The following is a 16,615-nucleotide window of genomic DNA, read 5'->3' on the forward strand; positions in this document are numbered from 1 at the left end:
AAAAATACTCGAAAATGAAGAAAATAGCTTTAAGCATTTTAGTGGTTCTTTTTATAAGCACTATTTCTGCACAAGAAATGACAATGGACGAGGTTTATGAAGGTATTGAATTTGATATGCCGAGAGTACCTGAACCTGAATTTCCCGATTATTCGGTGAAAATCACCGATTTTGGAGCTGAGGCCGGCGGACTAACAAAAAATACTAAAGCTATTGCCGATGCTATTGCCGATGTTCACGATAATGGTGGTGGAAAGGTCATTATTCCTCGTGGAATTTGGCTTACCGGACCTATAGAATTCAAAAGTAATATCAACCTGCATTTGGAAGCCGGTGCCCTTTTACTTTTTAGTCGTGATTTTGATGATTATGAGTTGATAAAAACAAGTTTTGAAGGTTTAAATACGGTCAGAAATCAATCGCCAATTTCTGCCCTGGAAGTTGAAAATATCGCGATAACAGGAAAAGGGACTATTGATGGGAACGGAGATGCATGGCGTCCTGTGAAAAAGGGGAAAATGACCTCAAGTCAGTGGGAAACGCTCTTAAATTCAGGAGGGGTTCTTTCTGAAGATGAGAAAATGTGGTTTCCTTCAGAAAAATCAAAAAAAGGCCATGAAAGCAGTAGTAACTTTAACGTACCTGATTTAATTGATGATAATGAATTAGCTTCAGTAAAGGATTTCCTTCGCCCTGTAATGGTAAGTATCGTTAAGAGTAAAAGCATTTTGTTGGACGGCCCCACTTTTCAAAATTCCCCGGCCTGGAATATTCACCCACTAATGAGTGAAAATGTGATTATAAGAAACTTAAATGTACGTAATCCCTGGTATTCCCAAAATGGGGACGGACTTGATTTAGAGTCCTGTAAGAATGCACTTATTTATAATAACACTTTTGATGTGGGTGATGACGCAATTTGTTTCAAATCTGGAAAAAACAAAGACGGTCGTGATCGCGGAATGCCAACGGAAAATGTAATTGTAAAAAACAATATAGTTTATCACGGGCACGGCGGTTTTGTAATTGGTAGTGAAATGTCTGGCGGGGTTAAGAATGTACATGTTTCAAATTGTACTTTCATTGGAACCGATGTTGGTTTGCGTTTTAAAAGTACCCGTGGACGTGGAGGTGTAGTAGAAGATATATTTATAAGCGATATAGATATGGTTGATATTCCTACAGAAACTATTCGTTTTAATATGTTTTACGGCGGAAACTCTCCTATCCTCGAAGGTGATCAGGATGCTGAAGATGAGGCTCGCGATGAAGAGCCTGAACCAGTGACTGAAGAAACTCCTTCTTTTAGAAATATTTCAATGAAGAATATTAGAGCCATTGGTTCAAAAAAGGCAGCATTTTTTATGGGTTTACCTGAAATGAGTCTTGAAAATGTAAGTCTTAAAAACGCGGTTTTTGAAGTAGAAGAAGGGATTACTGCCATTGATGCCGATGGCTTAAAACTAAAAGATGTAAAAGTGCTTTCAAAAGATGCCGCGCTAACTTTGTATAATAGCAAAAATGTTGAAGTAAAAGGATTGGAATACAGTGAAAATAACCAGCCTGCTGTTCGTGTGATGGGTGAAAAATCTGCTAACATAAATTTAAGTAAAAATGATTTTCCAGATTTAGAAACTCAGCTGCAAATTAATGATAAGGTTTCAGAATCTGTAATTAACGTAGATTAAACATAGGACAGTAGAAATAAAGAGGTCCCAGAATTTGATTTTTAATACGTAAATGTTACATTTGTGTAATCGATTACATAATTTCAGGTATGTACAGGATGCTAAAATTGCAAGAAAATCTGAGATTGTAATCGCGTTATTTTTAATTAATCAAAAACCACGTAATTATGACAAATTCAGAATTCAGATTTGCTCATCATCCCGATGATGTAAAGAAATATACAACGGAAGAATTGAGGGAACATTTTTTAATTCCTGAATTGTTCAAGAAAGATGAAATCAATCTTACCTACACGATGTACGACCGCTATATTGCGGGTGGAGCTTTTCCGGTAAGCAAGAAAATTAAGCTTGATACCATAGACGATCTTAAAGCCGATTACTTTTTGGAGCGTCGTGAACTTGGCGTGATTAACGTAGGCGGAAAAGGAAAAATTACCGTAGACGGTGAAGTTTATGAACTTGGCCATAAAGAAGCTCTTTATGTGGGTCGCGGTAATAAAGAAGTGTTTTTTGAAGCTACCGATGGCGAACAGCCTTATTTCTACTTGAACTCTGCTCCGGCGCATAAAGAATATCCGGTAAAGAAAGTCACTTTAAATGATGCTGAGGTCGTAGAGCTTGGCGATAGTAAAACTTCTAATAAAAGAAGAATCAATAAGCTAATTGTAAATAGTATTGTAGATACGTGTCAGTTGCAGATGGGGATGACAGAACTTATGGAAGGTAGTGTTTGGAATACAATGCCTCCACACACCCATACGCGTAGGATGGAAGTATATTTTTACTTCAACCTGGAAGAAGGGCAGAGTATTAGTCATTTTATGGGGCAGCCACACGAGACCCGTCATATTTTTATGAAAAACCACCAGGCGGTAATATCACCAGAGTGGTCTATTCACGCAGGTGCTGGAACTTCAAATTATATTTTTATTTGGGGAATGGCCGGAGAAAATCTCGACTATGGCGATATGGATAAAGTAAGCCCGGAAGAATTAAAATAAGGAGTAGATGATAGAAGAAATGTTTAGTTTAAAAGGAAAAACAGCTTTAGTGACCGGTTGTAAACGCGGAATTGGTTTCGCTATGGCCGAAGCTTTAGCTGAGGCAGGCGCCGATATTTTGGGAGTTTCTGCTTCATTAGATCCGGAAGGTTCTAAAATTGAAAAACGTATTAAAGAAATTGGAAGAAGCTTTAAAGGCTATCAATGTGATTTTTCCGATAGAAAATCGCTTTATGAGTTTATTGAAAAAATAAAGTCAGAGAATAGTCAGATTGATATTTTAGTAAATAATGCGGGTACAATTATGCGAAAACCTGCTGCTGAGCATCCCGATGAATATTGGGATAAGGTAATAGAAGTGAATCAAAACGCACAGTTTATTCTTACCAGAGAGATTGGTAAAGAGATGGTAAAACGCGGAAGTGGAAAAGTGATTTTCACGGCTTCGCTACTTACTTTTCAGGGCGGAATTACCGTGCCAGGCTATGCTGCTTCTAAAGGAGCGATTGGTCAGCTTACTAAAGCTTTCGCCAATGAATGGGCAGCTAAGGGCATTCAGGTAAATGCTATTGCCCCGGGGTATATTGCTACCGATAATACGCAGGCTTTAAGGGAAGACCAAGACCGCAGTGAAGCTATTTTAGCACGAATCCCAGCCGGGCGTTGGGGTAAGCCGGAAGACTTTAAGGGTCCAACCTTATTACTGGCTTCGGCTGCCGGAAATTATATGAATGGATCGGTTATGCTGGTTGATGGTGGCTGGATGGGGCGATAAGATCACTTTTAACCAAGCTCTTCAAAAATAAAAAATATGAATAAAGAAAAATTTATAAAAGACAATTTTCTCCTGGATAATAAATATGCAGAGGAACTGTATACTAAATATGCTTCAAAGCAGCCAATTATAGATTACCACTGTCATTTATCTCCAAAAGAAATTGCTGAAGACAGGGTTTATGAAAATATCACCCAGGTATGGATAGCCGGAGACCATTATAAATGGCGGGCTATGCGAACTTTGGGGATAGATGAAAAATTTATTACCGGGGATGCTTCAGATAAGGAGAAATTTATGGCCTGGGCCAAAACAGTGCCGCATACCTTAAGAAATCCCTTATATCACTGGACGCATTTAGAATTGCAACGCTACTTCGGTATTGAGGAATTATTGAATGAAGAATCTGCCGAGCGAATTTATGAAGAAGTAAACCAGCAATTGCAACAGCCCGAAAATTCATGTCGCGGACTTTTAAAGCAAATGAATGTTGAAACGGTTTGTACTACTGAAGATCCTGTAGATACTTTAAAATATCACCAGCAATTAGCAGAAAGTGATTTTGAAATAAAGGTAAGTACGGCATTTCGCCCTGACAAATCCATTCTAATTGATGCAGAAGGGTATAATGAGTACCTGGATAAACTAGGTGAAGTCGCTGAGATCTCGATAGATTCTTATGAAGATCTTCGAAATGCGCTACGAAAGCGAATTCAGCATTTTGATGAAAATGGCTGCAAGTTATGTGATCACGGGTTGAACTTCATTTCCTCGGAGAACTTTACTGAAAATGAGGTAAATCAGATTTTTAGTAAAAAACGAGAAGGAGAAGATATTTCAGATTTAGAAGCTGAAAAATTTAAAAGTGCAATTTTATTGTTCCTTGGTGAAACCTACCACGAGTTTGGCTGGGTGCAACAATTCCATTTAGGCGCTTTACGTAATAATAATAAACGTATGCTGCGCCAGCTTGGCCCGGATACCGGTTGGGATTCTATTGGCGATTACCAGCAGGCTGAAAATCTTTCAGCATTCCTTGACACCCTTGATGGGAAGGATAAATTAACAAAAACCATTTTATATAATCTGAATCCCTCAGATAATGAAGTTTTTGCCACGATGATTGGAAACTTCAACGATGGCAGTATAAAAGGAAAAGTACAACTTGGTTCCGGCTGGTGGTTTTTAGACCAAAAAGACGGAATTATAAAGCAACTTAATGCCCTTTCCAATATGGGACTGGTGAGCTGTTTTATAGGCATGCTTACAGATTCCAGAAGTTTCCTTTCTTACCCGAGACACGAATATTTTAGAAGGGTGGTTTGTAATTTATTTGGCCATGAAATGGCCAGCGGAGAATTACCCGACGATATTGAGCTTGTTGGTAAAACAGTAGCTGATATTAGTTATAATAATGCTAAAGAATATTTCGATTTTTAATGGGAAAGTCAGGCGAAAATAAAGGGAAAGTAGTGACTTTTGGCGAAGTGCTGATGCGTTTATCTCCTGCTGGAAATAAAAAGCTTCAGCAAGCTGACAGTTTAGAATTTTTCTTTGGCGGTACAGAGCTGAATGTTGCGGAATCCCTATCTTATTTTGGCTTGGAAGTAACCCATGTTTCCAATGTTTCCAATGATTTGGTAGGGGAGGCCGCTTTGGCTTTTATCCGTCAGTTTGGGGTAGATGTTTCGGCAATAAAAAAAGTAGATCACCCATTGGGACTTTATTTTCTGGAAGTTGGAGCCGCTATGCGCCCTAGTCAAATAGCCTATAACCGTCTGAATGCCGCTTTTGCAAATATTTCTCCCGAGGATGTAGACTGGGCGAATATTCTTAAAGATGCCGCCTATTTTCATTGGACGGGGATCACTCCCGGAATTTCACAAAATGCTTATGAAACGCTAAAGACAGGACTTAAAGAAGCTAAAAAACAAGGAGTAACAGTTTCAGCCGATCCGGCATATCGGAGCAATCTATGGAAGTATGGCAGGGAAGGCCGTGAAGTCCTGGCAGAGCTTACCGGGCTTTCTAATATTTTTATCGGCGGAGTGAATGAGATCAATGAAATTCTAAAAACCGATTTTGAATTTAGCGAAGAAGGATTTATTAACGCAAGCAAAAAGCTGATGAAAACGTATCCTTCAATCGAAAAGGTTTTCGACAAGGTACGCACCGGTCTTAGTGCTTCCTGGCAGAAAATTTACGGACAGGCCTGGACGGGTACCGAATATATAACTACCCAAGAACTTGAAATCACTGATGTTGTAGATAGAATTGGTACCGGAGATGCTTATGCTGCCGGAATTTTATATGGTTTGCAACATTTTGATGATCAAAAAACACTGGAGTTTGCCAATGCGGCTTGTGCTCTAAAGCATACTATTTTAGGAGATGCGAACCTGGTTAGTGTAGAGGAAGTAATGGAAGTTACCCGGGGAAATACCGGCGGAAGAATTAAAAGATAATATTCAGAAAAAAATATGGCAAAATATACAAGGATAGATACAGTACAGGTTATGAAGGAAACGGGCATAGTCCCTGTTTTCTATCATAAAGACCTGGAGGTTTGTAAAAAAGTGGTAAAATCTTGTTATGATGGTGGCGCCAGAGTTTTTGAGTTTACCAACCGTGGCGATTTTGCTCACGAGGTTTTTGCGGAATTAAATAAATATGTTTCCGAAGAATTAGATGGGATGATTCTTGGCGTGGGCTCAATTATCGATGAAGGAACTACTTCATTATACCTTCAGCTTGGTGCTAATTTTATAGTATCTCCTATTGTACAAGCAGAAATGGCCAAAACCTGTAACCGTAGAAAAGTAGCCTGGATTCCAGGTTGTGGAACTGTTACTGAAATTTCTTATGCGCAGGAATTAGGTGCAGAAGTTGTGAAAATCTTTCCCGGCGCGCAAGTTGGCGGGCCTTCGTTTGTAAAAGCCGTTAAAGGACCAATGCCCTGGAGTAGTATAATGCCTACGGGCGGAGTTAGTCCTTCTGAGGAAAATTTAAAAGAGTGGTTCGATTCAGGAGTCCACTGCGTAGGAATAGGATCAAAATTATTTCAGAAGAATACAGATGGTACTTTTGACTACAAGGAGATATCGAGAAGAGTAAAGTCGGCCCTTGAAATCGTTAAAAAATTGAAGTCATGAGAAATTTACAATTTTTTCGTGCTTTAAAAATTAGTTTCTGTTTCATAGTGATTTTCAGTCTTAGCGCATGCGACGCGATAAAAAGGGATGTTACTGTTATAAAATTAGGTCACGGTTTAGATACTTCACACCCTGTGCACGAAGCGATGCTATTTATGGCAGAGCGTGCTAAAGAAAAATCAAATGGCAGTATAGAAATTGATATTTACCCTAATCAGCAATTAGGATCAGAGCGGGAATCTTTGGAACTCCTTCAAATTGGTAGTTTGGGAATGACTAAGGTTTCAACTGGAGTTTTAGAGAATTTTATTCCTAGTTTAAAGGTTTTCGGACTTCCTTTTTTATTCCGGGACCGCGAACATCGGTTTAAAGTTTTGGAGAGTGAATTAGGAGAGAAACTTTTAAATGATGGGATAGGAAAACGATTGAAAGGTCTAACCTTTTATGATGCTGGAAGTAGAAGCTTTTACGGTAAAGAACCAATGGATAGTCCGGAAGACCTGGAAGGCCTTAAACTTCGGGTTATGGAAAGTAATACTGCAATGAATATGGTGCAAATGCTTGGTGGCTCGCCAACACCAATTGCCTGGGGCGAACTTTACACGGCCTTACAACAGGGAATAGTAGATGGGGCGGAGAATAACCTGCCTAGTTTCTATTTGTCCAGACATTACGAAGTGTGTAAATTTTATATGGTAGATGAGCATACCGCGCTTCCAGATGAGTTGCTTATAAGTACAATGGTTTGGAATAAACTATCAGAAGAAGAAAAAGTATGGCTCAAAGAGGCTGCTATGGAATCCTCGGAACATGAAAAAAAATTATGGCGAGAGGCCGAATTAGAAGCCTTGGAAGCAATACAAGAAGCTGGGGTAAAAGTAACATATCCTGAAAAGGAGAAATTTAGGGAAATGGTACAACCGATGTATGAAGAATTTTCCAAAGACCCGGAAATGAAGAAAATCATTGACGCCATACAGGCAGTAAAATAAAGATTATGAAACTAATTCTTGATAAAATTTTAGGCTCGCTGCTAGTGTTTTTAATGGTAGTTATGGTTACAGCAGTTTCCTGGCAAGTGTTTTCCAGGTATATCCTTCAGTCCTCCAGTTCGTTTACTGAAGAGATTGCACGTTATTTATTAATATGGATTGGCATATTGGGTGCAGCTTTCATAGCTGGCCAGCAACAACACCTTTCCATAGATATTTTAGCTCCCAAACTAAGCCCGAAAAATCGAATAAAACTTCGAATGGGAATTAATGTGCTTATTATTCTTTTCTGTCTTTTGGTGCTGGTTATTGGTGGTAGTAACCTGGTTTATTTGAATTATTTACTAGGACAAACCTCGGCAGCACTTAATATTCCCCTTGGAGCAGTTTATACTGTTATTCCTATAAGTGGAGTGCTTGTGATAATTTATAAAGTAAATGAACTATTGAACCCTAAACAGTATTTAGTATGATGTTAGAAGTATTAATACTGGTAATTTCTTTTATAATTCTCCTGAGTATTGGGGTGCCGGTAGCCTGGTCTATTGGTATATCCTGTGTACTCACCATGTTGGTTTCCATAGATTCCATGGCAGCTTATACTACGGTAGCGCAAAGAATGGCAACAGGTTTGGATAGTTTCTCCTTATTGGCTATTCCATTTTTTATCCTGGCGGGACAAATTATGAATCAGGGCGGGATTGCAACGAAACTTATAGATTTTGCCAAAGCGCTTATTGGAGCGCTCCCCGGCGGATTAATTTATGTAAATGTCATTGCGGCAATGCTTTTTGGTGCTATTTCAGGTTCTGCAGTAGCAGCAACTTCTGCTATTGGTGGAATTTTGGGCCCAAGAATGGAGAAAGAAAACTATTCAAGAGAGTTTGGTGCAGCCATAAACGTTACAGCCTCTACGACAGGTTTGGTGATTCCGCCTTCTAACGTCCTCATAGTTTATTCCCTGGCCAGTGGTGGAGTATCTATTGCTGCTCTTTTCCTTGCGGGTTATATTCCCGGGATTTTGATGGGACTGGCCCTAATGCTTACCGCAGCTGTATGGATTAAAAAGAAAAAATATCCACCGGGGGAGAGAAGCAGTTTTAAAAGAATTGGCTATACTTTTTTAGATGCTTTTCCTAGTTTATTCTTACTTATCGTAGTAATTGGAGGTATTGTGACGGGGATATTTACAGCAACAGAGGCTTCGGCTATTGCCGTTTTGTACACCCTAATCCTTTCAGGGATATACCGGCAATTAAATTTGAAAAAGCTGTATAATATATTTCTTAGCTCGGTTGGAACAACAGCCATAGTTATGTTGCTTATAGCTACATCTATGAGTATGTCCTGGGTAATGTCTTTTGAAAATATCCCACAATCGGTGAGTGAGGTTTTACTCGGCTTAAGCGACAATAAGTTTGTGATACTTTTGATAATCAATCTTTTACTTTTGTTTGTAGGGACTTTTATGGATATGACCCCTGCCATCCTGATTTTTACGCCAATATTTTTACCGGTAATGGAAAACCTGGGTATAGATCCGGTACATTTTGGGATTATAATGGTAATGAATTTATGTGTTGGCCTATGTACACCACCGGTAGGCGCGGTGCTCTTTATCGGTGTTAGTGTTGCTAAAACAACCATACAAAAAGTAATTAAGCCCTTGTTACCGCTTTATGTGGTAATGGCCATTGTACTTTTACTTATCACTTTTATCCCGGCGCTCAGCCTTTGGTTACCGGCCTTATTTGAATAATTAATTATTCCGAAAATCTAATATTATGAAAACACTAAACAGAAAAAATACTGGAATTGATATTGAACATCCAATAAAAGTAGTCCAGTTTGGCGAAGGGAATTTTCTACGTGCATTTGTAGATTATGTGATTGATAAGCTCAATGAACAGGCTGGTTTTAATGCCGGTGTAGCCGTGGTGCAACCTATTGCTTCAGGAATGGTATCTATGCTCAACGACCAGGATGGTTTGTATAATCTTTTTATGCGAGGAATTAAGAATGGGAAGGAAATTCAGGAAAAGCGTACTATTTCCTGTATTCAGAAAGGTATAAATCCTTACGAGGATTATGCGCAATATATGGCACTTGCGGAAGAGGAGCAATTACAATTTGTTATTTCCAATACCACTGAAGCAGGAATATCTTTTGATGAAAAAGATACGTTAGATGGAACACCTCATAATAGCTTTCCGGCAAAACTTACAGCCTTACTTTATAAACGATTTCAACATTTTAAAGGTGATAAAAATAAGGGACTAACTATCATTCCTTGTGAGCTCATAAACCATAATGCAGATACGCTAAAAGAAATTATTTTAAAGTATGCCAATTTATGGAAGTTGGAAAAGGAATTCAGCGATTGGATCAATCAATCTAACAGTTTTCATAATACGCTTGTAGATCGAATAGTTCCGGGATATCCAAAAGATGATATAGAAAATTATCAGAAGGAACTCGAGTTTGAAGATAAACTTGTGGTAACAGCTGAAGTTTTTCTGCTTTGGGTAATTGAAGGTGACGAAAAATTAAAGCAAAAAATCCCATTTGATAAAATAGATGAAAATATATTGGTTGTAAAGGATATGCAACCTTACCGTACCCGTAAAGTACGCATCCTAAACGGAGCGCATACTACAATGGTGCCTTTCTCATTATTATATGGTAACGAAACAGTAAAAGAAACTATAGACAACAGTTTTACCGGCGAATTTGTTAAGGAAGCTGTTTTTGAAGAAATCAACCCAACACTTTCTTTAGGCAAAGAAGAACTGGACACTTTTGCCAATGAGGTTTTTGATCGTTTTAGGAATCCATTTATTAAACATCAACTTGCGAGTATAGCCCTAAACTCTATATCAAAATTTAAAGTTCGGGTATTACCAAGTTTAATTGCTTACCAGGATAAAAATAACGAGTTGCCCTTACGTCTCACTTACGCTATGGCCTGTTTAATCAGGTTTTATCGCGGAGAATGGGAAGGCAAGTTACTTCCGGTAAAAGACGATGCAGAAATTACCGATTTCTTCAAAAAAGTATGGGAACAACATAGTTATAAAGATATTTCCAGGGATGTGCTTCAGAAGAAAGAATTCTGGGGGGAAGACCTTACTAAAATCCCGGTTTTAAAGAAGCATATCGCCTATGCTTTGGATTTAATTGAAAATAAAGGAATAGAAGAAGGTTTTTCCGTTTTTTCAGAAGAGCTAAGGGTGCAGTAAAGAAATAAGAAAAAGTATGGAAAAGAAAGCGATAAAGGTTCATCCTGATGATAATGTGGCTGTAGCCCTTATAGACGTGTGGGAAGATAACGTGATTCAGGTTGAAAATGATAAAGTAAAATTAGTTACCAATACTAAAGCCAAACATAAATTTAGCCTGGTAGATCTGGCTGAAGGTGACAAAATATTTATGTATGGTGTTCTTGTTGGAAAGGCAATGATGCCTATAAAACGTGGGGAAGTTCTCACGGTAAATAATGTAAAACACGAGAGCAATACTGCTTATAAAAAAACAGAAACTACTTCCTGGAATGCTCCCGATATTTCTAAGTGGAAAGACAGAACTTTTAACGGTTACCACCGTCCAGACGGGCAGGTAGGGACTAAAAACGTCTGGTTATTTTTTCCGTTGGTATTTTGTGAAAATAAAAATATTGAAAAGCTAAAAGACGTTTTTGAAAATGAATTGTCTTTTCATAAATCCTCGCGGCAACGATTGCTACTTCGAAAATTAATTCACGGTGAGGATTCCGATGTTATGTTAGACAACGAACCGGAAGAAAGTGCAATTTTTGACAATATAGAAGTAAAGTTTATCACCCACCAGGGCGGCTGTGGCGGCATTAGACAGGATAGTGCCTCATTGGCGAGATTATTATCAGGTTATGTGAACAATCCTAATGTTGCCGGTGCAACAGTGCTTAGTTTAGGCTGTCAGAATTTACAAATCGATATTTTTAAAAATGCCTTAAAAAGGATTAATCCCGACATCCAAAAACCGGTTCTAATTTATGAGCAACAACAAATGGGAACGGTAGATGAAATGATGGATACCATTATTAAAGAATCTTTTTCAGAAGTTAAGAAAGCAAATGAAATTAAGCGAAAACCGGCTCCACTATCAAAAATAAAATTAGGATTGGAATGCGGTGGTTCTGATGGTTTCTCGGGGATTTCAGCAAATCCCGCTCTAGGTTATGCCTCAGATTTATTAGCAGCTTTGAAAGGCTCCCCAATTCTTTCTGAATTTCCTGAATTATGCGGAATTGAGCAGGAATTGGTGAACCGTTGCGTTTCCGATGAAATCGCCGAGCGTTTTATTGAACTTACCCGGGCTTATGAAAAGGCCGCAATAGCATCAGGATCAGGTTTTGATATGAATCCGTCTCCGGGTAATATTAAAGATGGTTTAATTACCGATGCAATGAAGTCGGCTGGAGCTGCCAAGAAAGGAGGAACTTCTCCAATTGAAGACGTGTTGGACTACGGCGATTATGTTACAAAACCAGGTTTAAACCTTTTAAACACTCCGGGCAATGATGTGGAAAGCACAACCGCTATGGTAGGTGCAGGAGCAAGTGTGGTAGTATTTACTACTGGTTTGGGAACGCCTACAGGAAACCCTGTTGCACCGGTAATAAAAGTATCTTCCAATTCAACTCTGGCCAGGACAATGCCAGATATTATTGATATAGATTCTGGCGGAGTAATTCGTGGAGAAAAAACCATAGAAGAAATGGGCGAAGAAATTCTGGAATTCATAATTCAGGTTGCCAGTGGCGAAGTTGAATCTAAAGCCGATCAATTAAATCAGGACGATTTTATTCCGTGGAAACGAGGGGTTTCATTATAGATTAAACATTTAAAAAATGGCAGGGAAAAAAACTATAAAAGCAGGGATTATAGGATCGGGTTTTGCCGCCAAATTCCATTTCGATGCCATTCAAAGAGTTTTTAGTTGTGATGTGGAAGTGGTAGGGATTTATTCAAAAACCCCTTTAAATTCTCGATCTTTCGCTGAAGAAAGAGATTTGAAATCCTTTTCTTCTTTACCAGATCTCATTCAGGCTTCCGATATCATTCATCTTTGTACACCGCCCGTTACTCACGAGAGCATTGCTATAGAGGTAATGAAACTCGATAAAGATATCATCATTGAAAAACCACTTACCGGCTATTTTGGGGAAGGAAATGAAGGTTTTTCTGGGGATGATTTTTCAAAGGAAACAGGACTTAAAAAAGCCCTGGAAAGTATTAGCCGTATTCTCGATGCTGAAAAGCAAAGTAAGGGACGGGTAATGTATGCTGAAAACTGGATTTATGCGCCGGCTATTCAGAAGGAAAGAGAAATTCTTGAAAAAGCCGGTGGGCAGATCCATTGGATCCAGGCACAGCAATCGCATTCCGGTTCCCATTCCCAGGATTATGGAAAATGGCATTTATCCGGTGGTGGCTCGCTGATGGGAAAAGGTTGTCATCCATTAGCAGGAGCACTTTATCTAAAAGCGGTTGAGGGAAAAGCGCTAAACGGGAAACCAATTCGGCCAAAATCTGTATCCTGTAGAACCCACGCTATAACCCGCCAGGAAAATTTCAAAAATAAAGGCCATTTGCGCGATTCTTATACCGATGTGGAGGATTACGCTTTTACGCATATTGTTTTTGAAGATGGAAGTGTGGCCGATATTGTAGCCAGTGAATTACTGCACGGCGGAGTAAAAAACTACCTGGAAGTTCATGCCAACGATCATCGCACAATTTGTAATCTCACACCTAACAATGCGATGCAAACCTACAATCCCGATGATGAGAATTTTAAAGATATTTATGTGGTAGAAAAAACCGGCACTAAACAGGGCTGGTCCAATATTTCTCCAGATGAAGCCTGGTTTAATGGATACCAACATGAAATGGAAGCTTTTTATAGATCTTCAGCATTTGGAGAAGCTATTGAAAGCGACAGTAACCTGGCTGCAAATGTGATTGCTACTATTTATTCTGCCTATGTTTCTGCAGAAAAGAAGGGAATTGAAGTAGAAATACAAAGCTTTTAAACAATTCTCAGAATAATTTAAATCAGTTACTTTGTCTGAACCGGAACTATCCTAGGGATTTATTCAAAAAAAAGCCAAAAACGGATTTTTTAATTTCTAATAGAAGAACCTCTAACAATAAGTTCTGGAGTGAGGACTACTTTCTTTTCAATACTTACTTTCTTATTTTCATTCATTTGTTCCAGAAAAACCTGTGCAGCAATTTTCCCCATAGTGAGGGGTGTTTGATCTACGGTGCTTATTGGAAGTTCCATGTATTTTGTAAATGGTTCATTACTAAAACCGGTTACACAAACATCTTTTGGAATTTTAAGCCCCATTTTTTTTAGTTCCTGAATAGCACCTAAAGCGGTGTAATCACTGGCAGAAAAAATAGCATCGGGTTTTTTCTTTAATTTCCATAATTCTTCAATTGCAGATGCTCCCGATTCTATCTTACTATTGGTTTTTATTATAAAATCAGGTTCAACTTCCAGATTATTATCTTCTAAAGCTTTAATATAACCATCGTGTCGATTTTTATAAATTTCAAGGTTTAGATCGCCAGATAAATGGGCAATTCTCTTGCAACCCTGCTCAATAAGTTGCTGTGTTGCCATGTAACCGGCTTTAAAGTCATCAATTATTACAGAACTCACTCCGGGTACTTCTTTTTTACGGTCAAAAAATACTAAGGGAGTACCTTCTGCTAAGGCTTTTTCAATATGATCAGTATTTAAAGTGGTCTTGGAAACCGACATAAAAATACCATCTATCTGAGTATTGATAAGGGTGTTAATTTGTTCAATTTCATTTTCATAATTTTCATGGGTCTGGCAAATAATTACGTGATACCCATGAGGAGTAAGTTCTTCTTCAATTCCTCTAATTACCGATGAGAAAAAACTACGATTTATATAAGGCACAATTACGCCCACATTGTTACTCTTCCCGCTTTTTAATGCCTGTGCTAAACGGTTCTGTTTGTAATTCATTTCTTTAGCGGTCTTCAATACCAATTCCCGAGTACTTAAACTGATTTTTGGATTATTATTTAAGGCGCGGGAAACCGTTGCAGCACTAACATTTAGCTTTTTCGAAATATCGTAAATAGTTACTTTATCTTTCATAGTAATAAGTAGGAAAATATTTGAATCGTGCAATTTGTTGCATTACGAAAATATAAAAAAAGCTCAAAAAAAGCTTTTAATTGCGAAGAATGTAATTAAAAACTTTAACCTTCTGCCATTTTTGATGATTTTCTTGTTAGGAAATGGAATCGCAATGGAGTAATTTGAAGTAATCGATTCCAAATACGGTCTATTAATTTTTAAATGCAGACCTTTTCTTGGTAAAATTCGGCGGTTTTTTAATTAAGGGCGATTAAAATTTAATAATTTACTGATCTTTTTAGTGTGATTGTTATTTATTTTATATTTTAGTGTAATCGATTACAAATATTGCTAATTACTAATAATATGAATGTAAATAATAAAGGTGGGTTTAAAATTTTGTTCTTAATCCTGATGGGTATAATAGTGTTGTCTTGTAAGAACGATAAAAAAGATAAATCTGAAACCTCTCAAAATTCAGAATTGAGTCAATCTGAAAAAGCCTGGCAAAATGCCGATGAAATTATTAAAAATATAACGGTCCCTCAGTTTAAGGATACTGTGTTCAACGTAAAAGATTTTGGTGCCGTAGCTGATGGAGAAACAAATAATACGGAAGCCTTTGCCGATGCGATTAAAGCTTGTTCAGAATCAGGTGGTGGAAAGGTTCTGGTTCCGGAAGGGAAATATTTAACCGGCCCTATTCATTTAAAAAGTAATGTGAATTTTCATATTGCAGAAAATAGTGAAATATTATTCACAAAAGATAAAAAAGCGTACTTGCCAGTAGTTCATACTTCTTATGAGGGTATGGAGTTTATGAATTACTCTCCTATGATTTATGCTTACAAACAGGAGAATATTGCCGTAACCGGGAAGGGTGTTTTTAACGGCCAGGCCGATAATGAAAATTGGTGGCCATGGAGTGGTGCCGAGCGCTACGGCCACAAAGAGGGGGAGCCACAACAGCGAGATGAACACAACCTGCCGCGCTTGAGTAAAATGGTTGAAGATGGTGTTGCTGTAGAGGAACGAGTTTTTGGGGAAGGTCATCAATTTCGTGTACCATTTTTCGAACCCTTTGAATGTGAAAATGTATTGATAAAAGACGTGAAATTTATAAAAGCACCATTCTGGGTAATGCACCCAACAAAGTCTAGTAATGTAACTGTAGATGGTGTAACGGTAGAAAGCCACGGACCCAATAATGACGGCTGTAACCCTGAATATAGTAAGAATGTGCACATTAAAAATTGTCTTTTTGATACCGGCGATGATTGTATTGCTATAAAATCTGGAAGGGATAATGACGGAAGACGAGTAGGCATAAGCAGTGAAAATATTGTAGTTGAAGACTGTGTAATGAAAGACGGTCACGGTGGTGTGGTAATGGGTAGTGAAATTTCCGGAGGGGTTCGCAATGTATATGTTAGAAACTGTGAAATGAACAGCCCGAACCTTGACAGGGCTATTAGGATAAAAACCAATACCCGCCGGGGTGGAACCATCGAAGATATCTATGTAAAAAACTTAAAAGTTGGTCAGGTTAAAGAAGCTGTCTTGAAAATAAATACACACTACGCAATTTACGATAATCAGGAAGGAGAACATATGCCGGTAATAAGAAACATATTTTTAGAAAATGTAGATGTTGAAAACGGTGGTGAATATGGTATTCTTATTAGAGGGCGAGAAGAGTCTCCTGTAACAGGAGTTCATTTAACAAATGTCACTATCAAAAAAGCTGAAACCCCTCTTTTGATAGAAAATGCTAATGATATAGAATTTAAAAACACAAGCATTAACGGTAAGCAAATAACAAATGAGTAAATAGTTTTAG

Annotated in this window: 14 protein-coding genes; 13 read left to right on the forward strand and 1 reads right to left on the reverse strand. The window is 38.2% G+C overall.

Going from position 1 to position 16,615, the window contains the following annotated elements; translation table 11 throughout:
• Positions 1-14: 14 nt before the first annotated feature.
• From LB465_RS04495 to LB465_RS04550, 12 genes are all read left to right on the forward strand, one after another.
• Positions 15-1,688, forward strand: a complete 1,674-nt coding sequence (locus tag LB465_RS04495; RefSeq protein ID WP_224467501.1) for a glycoside hydrolase family 28 protein — start codon at positions 15-17, stop codon at positions 1,686-1,688.
• 167 nt (positions 1,689-1,855) lie between these two features.
• Positions 1,856-2,692, forward strand: coding sequence for a 5-dehydro-4-deoxy-D-glucuronate isomerase (gene kduI / locus LB465_RS04500; RefSeq protein ID WP_224467504.1), 837 nt, complete (start codon positions 1,856-1,858; stop codon positions 2,690-2,692).
• 10 nt (positions 2,693-2,702) lie between these two features.
• Positions 2,703-3,467, forward strand: coding sequence for an SDR family NAD(P)-dependent oxidoreductase (locus LB465_RS04505; RefSeq protein ID WP_224467615.1), 765 nt, complete (start codon positions 2,703-2,705; stop codon positions 3,465-3,467).
• Positions 3,468-3,503: 36 nt separating this feature from the next.
• Positions 3,504-4,907, forward strand: a complete 1,404-nt coding sequence (gene uxaC / locus LB465_RS04510) for a glucuronate isomerase (protein WP_224467506.1) — start codon at positions 3,504-3,506, stop codon at positions 4,905-4,907.
• Positions 4,907-5,932 (forward strand): sugar kinase, encoded by a 1,026-nt coding sequence (locus tag LB465_RS04515; protein WP_224467508.1) that lies wholly within the window; start codon positions 4,907-4,909, stop codon positions 5,930-5,932. The genes uxaC and LB465_RS04515 overlap by 1 nt, the downstream gene beginning before the upstream one ends.
• Positions 5,933-5,947: 15 nt before the next feature.
• Complete coding sequence (locus LB465_RS04520) at positions 5,948-6,619, forward strand: bifunctional 4-hydroxy-2-oxoglutarate aldolase/2-dehydro-3-deoxy-phosphogluconate aldolase (RefSeq protein ID WP_224467510.1); 672 nt, start codon at positions 5,948-5,950, stop codon at positions 6,617-6,619.
• Positions 6,616-7,611, forward strand: coding sequence for a TRAP transporter substrate-binding protein (locus LB465_RS04525; RefSeq protein ID WP_224467512.1), 996 nt, complete (start codon positions 6,616-6,618; stop codon positions 7,609-7,611). The genes LB465_RS04520 and LB465_RS04525 overlap by 4 nt, the downstream gene beginning before the upstream one ends.
• Before the next feature lie 5 nt (positions 7,612-7,616).
• Complete coding sequence (locus LB465_RS04530) at positions 7,617-8,084, forward strand: TRAP transporter small permease (protein ID WP_224467514.1); 468 nt, start codon at positions 7,617-7,619, stop codon at positions 8,082-8,084.
• Positions 8,081-9,370, forward strand: coding sequence for a TRAP transporter large permease (locus tag LB465_RS04535; protein ID WP_224467516.1), 1,290 nt, complete (start codon positions 8,081-8,083; stop codon positions 9,368-9,370). The genes LB465_RS04530 and LB465_RS04535 overlap by 4 nt, the downstream gene beginning before the upstream one ends.
• 25 nt (positions 9,371-9,395) lie before the next feature.
• A complete protein-coding gene (locus LB465_RS04540) occupies positions 9,396-10,850 on the forward strand; it encodes a tagaturonate reductase (RefSeq protein WP_224467519.1) in 1,455 nt (484 codons plus the stop codon).
• 16 nt (positions 10,851-10,866) lie between these two features.
• Entirely contained in the window at positions 10,867-12,483 is a 1,617-nt protein-coding gene (locus LB465_RS04545; protein ID WP_224467521.1) for a UxaA family hydrolase, read from the forward strand.
• A gap of 16 nt (positions 12,484-12,499) precedes the next feature.
• Positions 12,500-13,684 (forward strand): Gfo/Idh/MocA family protein, encoded by a 1,185-nt coding sequence (locus LB465_RS04550; protein WP_224467523.1) that lies wholly within the window; start codon positions 12,500-12,502, stop codon positions 13,682-13,684.
• An 89-nt stretch (positions 13,685-13,773) separates the two neighbouring features.
• Here the strand turns inward: LB465_RS04550 and LB465_RS04555 are convergent, their stop codons facing one another.
• Positions 13,774-14,793 (reverse strand): LacI family DNA-binding transcriptional regulator, encoded by a 1,020-nt coding sequence (locus LB465_RS04555; RefSeq protein WP_224467525.1) that lies wholly within the window; start codon positions 14,791-14,793, stop codon positions 13,774-13,776.
• Between the two features lie 348 nt (positions 14,794-15,141).
• Between LB465_RS04555 and LB465_RS04560 the strand changes: the two genes are divergently transcribed.
• The gene (locus tag LB465_RS04560) at positions 15,142-16,605 is read left to right on the forward strand and encodes a glycoside hydrolase family 28 protein (protein ID WP_224467528.1); all 1,464 of its coding nucleotides are present in this window, start codon (positions 15,142-15,144) and stop codon (positions 16,603-16,605) included.
• The last annotated feature ends 10 nt before the right edge of the window (positions 16,606-16,615 follow it).

The sequence above is a fragment of the Salegentibacter lacus genome, assembly GCF_020164555.1.
GTDB classification, from domain to species: Bacteria; Bacteroidota; Bacteroidia; order Flavobacteriales; family Flavobacteriaceae; genus Salegentibacter; species Salegentibacter lacus.

Bases quoted from the DNA above. Each gene is read 5' to 3' on its own strand.
- uxaC (WP_224467506.1), top strand. From the start codon at position 3,504: ATGAATAAAGAAAAATTTATAAAAGACAATTTTCTCCTGGATAATAAA.
- LB465_RS04525 (WP_224467512.1), top strand. From the start codon at position 6,616: ATGAGAAATTTACAATTTTTTCGTGCTTTAAAAATTAGTTTCTGTTTC.
- LB465_RS04520 (WP_224467510.1), top strand. From the start codon at position 5,948: ATGGCAAAATATACAAGGATAGATACAGTACAGGTTATGAAGGAAACG.
- LB465_RS04530 (WP_224467514.1), top strand. From the start codon at position 7,617: ATGAAACTAATTCTTGATAAAATTTTAGGCTCGCTGCTAGTGTTTTTA.
- LB465_RS04545 (WP_224467521.1), top strand. From the start codon at position 10,867: ATGGAAAAGAAAGCGATAAAGGTTCATCCTGATGATAATGTGGCTGTA.
- kduI (WP_224467504.1), top strand. From the start codon at position 1,856: ATGACAAATTCAGAATTCAGATTTGCTCATCATCCCGATGATGTAAAG.
- LB465_RS04540 (WP_224467519.1), top strand. From the start codon at position 9,396: ATGAAAACACTAAACAGAAAAAATACTGGAATTGATATTGAACATCCA.
- LB465_RS04560 (WP_224467528.1), top strand. From the start codon at position 15,142: ATGAATGTAAATAATAAAGGTGGGTTTAAAATTTTGTTCTTAATCCTG.
- LB465_RS04550 (WP_224467523.1), top strand. From the start codon at position 12,500: ATGGCAGGGAAAAAAACTATAAAAGCAGGGATTATAGGATCGGGTTTT.
- LB465_RS04515 (WP_224467508.1), top strand. From the start codon at position 4,907: ATGGGAAAGTCAGGCGAAAATAAAGGGAAAGTAGTGACTTTTGGCGAA.
- LB465_RS04555 (WP_224467525.1), bottom strand. From the start codon at position 14,793: ATGAAAGATAAAGTAACTATTTACGATATTTCGAAAAAGCTAAATGTT.
- LB465_RS04495 (WP_224467501.1), top strand. From the start codon at position 15: ATGAAGAAAATAGCTTTAAGCATTTTAGTGGTTCTTTTTATAAGCACT.
- LB465_RS04535 (WP_224467516.1), top strand. From the start codon at position 8,081: ATGATGTTAGAAGTATTAATACTGGTAATTTCTTTTATAATTCTCCTG.